Genomic DNA, 4,924 nt, shown 5'->3' with positions numbered 1-4,924 from the left:
GCCCTGTGTGGATGGTGCCTGCCCGTGCCGTTAGGGTGCTCGTCAGTGGCATCCGAGTGGCATCATCCGAGTGGCATCATCCGAGTGGCATCATCCGAGTGGCATCATCCGAGTGGCAAGGGGATGGAGGAGCGGTGACGGAAACACGGGACCCGGCGTGGGTAGCGACTACGGGGGACCGGGAGCCGGTGAACCTGCGGATGGATCTTCCTCATACGGCCCGGATGTATGACTACTACCTGGGCGGGAAGGACAACTTCCCGGCCGACCGGGAGGCCGCCGAGCAGGTCATCGCAGCGTTCCCCAATGCCCGCGTCACGGCCCGGGAGAACCGGGCGTTCATGACACGGGCGACCCGGTTCCTGGCCGGAGAGGTCGGGATCCGCCAGTTCCTCGACATCGGTACCGGCATCCCCACCAGCCCGAACCTGCACGAGATCGCCCAGGGCCTCGCCCCCGACACCCGGGTGGTTTACGTGGACAACGACCCGATCGTGCTCACCCACGCCCGCGCGTTGCTGACCAGCACCCCGCAGGGGCGCACCGCCTACCTCGACGCCGACCTGCGCGACCCTGACGGGATCCTCGCTGCCCCGCAGCTACACAGCACCCTTGACCTCACTCGGCCGATCGCCCTGTCCGTCGTCGCGATCTTCCATTTCATCCCCGACGCGGATGATCCCTACGGGATCGTGCGTCGGCTCCTCGACGCGTTGCCGTCGGGTAGCTACCTTGTCCTCACCCACGGCACCGGAGATTATGATCCGGACGCGGAACGGGCGGCGGAAGCCTACCGGCAGAAGGGGATTTCGGTGCAGCCCCGCAGCCGATCCGAAGTCGAACGTTTCTTCGACGGGTTGGAGCTGGTCGACCCCGGGGTTCAGGCCGTTCACCGCTGGCGGGCCGACGGCAGCGCCGTCGAGGAGCTGACCGAAGCGCGGGTCAGCATCTACGGCGGTGTTGCCCGCAAGCCGTAACACGCCATCCGGCAAGCAGAGCACTGATGCCCGGTGGCCTCGCCCAACCGGTCACAGCGCGGCGGTGGGACTGAGCCGGATCGCGGACAGCCTTTATGGTCCGCGTCGACGCCCATACAGTGAGCGCCTGATCAAACGTGTGCCCGGCTGGAGCGATCCCGCCTACGGCTACGCAGATCGTCCTGTTCCGCGCGCACCCACCACGCCATCACGGCCGTCCGCCCGTGCCCGAGGAGTGAGAGGAGCAGAAGGCACGCCGCAGCGACCGGTCAACTGTCCCGGTCCCTGATCAGTCGTTGCCGCCTGTCGTGCGGCGGGTGCTGAGCAGGCGCTCTTCCAGCCAGGCCCATCCTTCGGGGCGACGGTGCCAGCGGTGCCAGTCCCACAGCACCCCGTGCACCCGCGGGCCCTGTTTGATGACCGCCAACACCGCGACGCGGGTGCCTTCGGAGACAACCATCTCGGGGAACTCGCGAACCGCGCCGTCGGCGGTCCGGAACGATATGCCGCCGCTGCCGAACGGACCGGCGACCATGTCAGCCAGCTCCCCGACCGCTCCTTCGACGCGCGGGATCTCGACGGTCGCCGCCCCTCGATGGGGAACGTCACCGATCGCGACTAGCTCCCCCGTGTCGTGGAACCATTCCAGGTGCGCGACCCTCGACGCGGGGGCAGCAGCGACCGGGTCGGGCACCTGCCAGTTACCGAAATTGGTGATGAAACTGGTCGGGCGCCGCTCGTCGGCAGCGAGGAAGTCGTTGATCCCCCAGATCTCGACGTCCGCGCCTGCGACGGGCAGATGGGAAAGTGGTCCCCCACCGGTATTCGCGGTCACCCTGCCTCCTCACGGCGCCGTTGCTCGATCCTCAGTTTGCCAGTTGCCAAAGCACGTTCCGCGCCGGCCCCCTGCCGCGATGCGTTCCGGCCGGGTCGCGAGTCTGTTCTGGCGACCGTCGTAGGACGTCGTACGGCCCGAGACGCCACGGAGGACACCATCTTCGCCCGCTTCGACCAGGTGTCCGATGATGCCGCTGAGTGCCGGTTCTGCGCCGAGGTGTAGAAATGCGCTGTCTGCCCAGGACAGTCCCGGGGCGTACTCCTCGGCCGTGAAGGCGGTGGCGCGGCTGCCCCGGGCTCGGAATCGGGGGGTTATGCCGGACTCATCCGCTCTTGATGTCCTGATCGGGCTCGCGTTGCTCTTTGCCACGTTCAGCCTCGCAGTCTCCCGGATCAACGAGGCCGTGCTCGCTCTGTTCCGCTACCGGGGGCGCCAGCTGGAGGCCGAGCTGCGACGGCTGCTCGGCGGTGACCGGCCCGCCGAACCGTCCGATCCGGGGGCGGACCCGCCCGCGGATCGGACGGACCTCGTCGCCGAACTGTTAGACGGGCCGCTTCGGGCCATGCGTGCCACTGGCCGCGACACCTCCCTGCCGGCCATGGCCGACCATCCGCCGGTTTCCGGGACCTGGGCCTCGGTGCGCCGCGCACACACTGCGGTTGCCGTCCTACCTGCCGTCCACCGCCTTCGCTCAGGCGCTGCTGGACCGGGTCGACCCGCCCGCCCGGGCCATGCTGTCCCAGCTCCGCCCGGACACCCTGCCTGACCACGTCCCCGACGAGGCCAGGGCCGCGTACCGGCGGGCCTACGACGGTGCCCGGCATGCCCTCGGGGAGAGGTCCGCCCGGGCCCTGTACGACGCGATGCCTGTGGATCACCCCACCGGGCGGGTCGTGGCCGCCGCGCTCGTCGCCGCCACCAGGGCCGGAGCCGTGGGAACGATGGAGGACGGGCTCGCCGCGACGCCCCCCTCCCCGGCGAAGACCGCGATGACCACAGCGATAGTCCAGGCCGGCGGGGACCGCGAGAAGGTCGTCATCGAGCTGGCCCGGTGGTACGACGACGCGATGGATCGCCTGTCCGGGTGGTACAAGCGGCGCATCGCCGTCTTCCTGCTCGGCTACGCGGTCCTGCTGTCCGTCCTGTTCAACCTCGACGCGATCGGGCTCGCGCGGGCGTTCTGGCAGGACGGCACCGTGCGGCAGGCGGCCGTGACCGCGGCCCAGGCCGAGGTGGGCTCATCCGGCGAGGCGGACGGGAGCTCCGCCGGGAGTTCCGCGGGGGATCCCGCCTCCGGCACCCGCCTCACCTCCGACCAGCCCATGGTGGGGGACGCCACGGAACAGGTGATCAAGACGGTGCGCGATGCCTCGGGGCTCGCCTTCCCGATCGGCTGGGTCCACAACTCCGCGGGCCGCGACGACCCACGGGAGGTTCCCGACTCCGTTGAGGGGTGGCTCCTGAAAATCGCCGGCATCGCGATCGCCTGCTTCGCGCTCACCGCCGGCGCCCCCTTCTGGTTTGACCTGCTCGGCAGACTGGTGAACATGCGCGCCACCGGCCCCAAACCCCGGGCCGCCAACGGATAGATCAGGGCCCTTCCGTCGGCTGGCCGGCTGGCGCCGGCACCGGCACCGGGTGGATGCCGAGCTGGTCGAGACGTCGCACCAGCGCGTCCAGGGTCGGCCGAGGATGCCGGTAGAACTCCGAGCCGCGGATCCGGAAGAACGTCCAGCCGAGCCGTTCCAGGATCCGCTGGCGGCGCAGATCCGCCTCCCACTGGTCGGGCCCGTGGAAACGGTCACCGTCGCATTCGACCGCGAGGCGGGGGCCGCGGCGCCCCACACCCCCGGCGGTGGCTCCTTCGGTGACGGCTTGCTCGGCGCTGGCTCGCGCGGTGGCGACCCCCTCGACGACCAGGTCGATCCGGTAACGCCCAACCGGATGCTGGGGGCGCACCCGGTAGCCGCGGGCGAGGAGCTCGCGCAGGACGGCCCGTTCGAACTCGCTCTCGCAGCGATCGGCCAGATCCGCGTCGAGCCGTCCGGTCTGCCCGGCGTACATGTACTCGATCAGCTGGCGCCGCATATCGTCGTCGCGCAGCGTGGCCGGGTCGACGCTGTGGAACACCCACATCTGGTTGCGTGCGCGGCTCGCGGCCACGTTGACTCGTTGCTGGTCGCGGCGGCGGGTGGCGGCCGAGCGGTTGTCGTCCGCGACGACGGAGATGAAGATGACGTCCCGTTCGTCGCCCTGGAACTGGTACGGGTCGCCGACCCGCAGGTCGCGGCGGGAGAACTCGCGCTCCCCGAGTCGTTCGACCAGGGTGTGTTCGATGAGGCGGGGCTGGCCGGCGCCGAGCAGGGTGACCACGCCCATGCTCATCCCGTCGTAGGCCGGGTCGGCGCAGCAGGCGAGGACCCGCTCGACAAGGGCCTGCGCCTCCGCTGGGTTCGCGTCGCCGAAGCGGGTCTGCGACCGGGCGCCCCCGGGGACCCGGACGGGTCGCAGCGGCGCGCCGAGGGCGAGCTCCGGATCCTCCCGCAACGGCAGGATCTGCTGGTCGTAGAAGCGGTTGGAGAAGCCGATGATGTCGGGCAGGCAGCGGAAGTGCTCCTTGAGCACGATGGTGCGCGGGAAGACCCGGGCCGCGGTGTCGTAGAGACTCGCCTCCACGTCGAGCAGCGAACGCTGGGCGACGTCGGGCAGGTGCGCGTCGATCAGGGCATGCACCTTGGCCCGTTCGATGCCGACGGCCTCCGGGCTCGTCTGGGCGTCGTCGCCGACGACGACGGCCTTGCGGCCCAGGCTCAGCACGCCAAGGGCCAGTAGGTCGCACTGGCTGGACTCGTCCACGATGACCACGTCGAACAGGTCGTCGGCGCCCGGGTCGAAGCTCTCCATCACCCGGTGCGTCGGCATGATCCACACCGGCACGGCGCCCATCGCAGCCCGCATGTGGGCCCGGGCCTCGGCACGCCACCGCGGGGCGTACTTCCCGGTGCCCTTCCCGATCCGGTCGAGTGCCTGTACCCAGCCGGTCAGCGCCCGGCGCTGGGAGTCGCCGAGCCGGATCGCCAGGCCCAGCCGGGCGCTGACCGGCTGGGTA

General features: G+C 70.4%; 3 protein-coding genes and 1 pseudogene. 2 read left to right on the top strand and 2 right to left on the bottom strand.

Annotated elements, in window-relative coordinates:
* Positions 1-134 precede the first annotated feature (134 nt).
* Positions 135-977 carry an SAM-dependent methyltransferase gene (locus AC08OX_RS14865; protein WP_476608358.1) on the top strand — a complete coding sequence of 281 codons (843 nt, stop codon included), beginning with the start codon at positions 135-137 and terminating at the stop codon, positions 975-977.
* Between the two features lie 289 nt (positions 978-1,266).
* Here the strand turns inward: AC08OX_RS14865 and AC08OX_RS14860 are convergent, their stop codons facing one another.
* Entirely contained in the window at positions 1,267-1,812 is a 546-nt protein-coding gene (locus tag AC08OX_RS14860; RefSeq protein WP_476608357.1) for a hypothetical protein, read from the bottom strand.
* Between the two features lie 316 nt (positions 1,813-2,128).
* On the opposite strand from AC08OX_RS14860, the pseudogene AC08OX_RS14855 reads away from it, so the two are divergent.
* Positions 2,129-3,404: pseudogene (locus AC08OX_RS14855) on the top strand (hypothetical protein).
* Between the two features lies 1 nt (position 3,405).
* Here the strand turns inward: AC08OX_RS14855 and AC08OX_RS14850 are convergent.
* Positions 3,406-4,924, bottom strand: a 1,519-nt coding sequence (locus tag AC08OX_RS14850) for an AAA domain-containing protein (RefSeq protein WP_476608356.1), incomplete at its 5' end; no start/stop codon positions are given.

This window comes from Frankia sp. CoBUL1 (assembly GCF_978021245.1).
The sequence above is the reverse complement of the archived record's forward strand: the minus strand, read 5'-3'. Positions and strand labels throughout refer to the sequence as shown.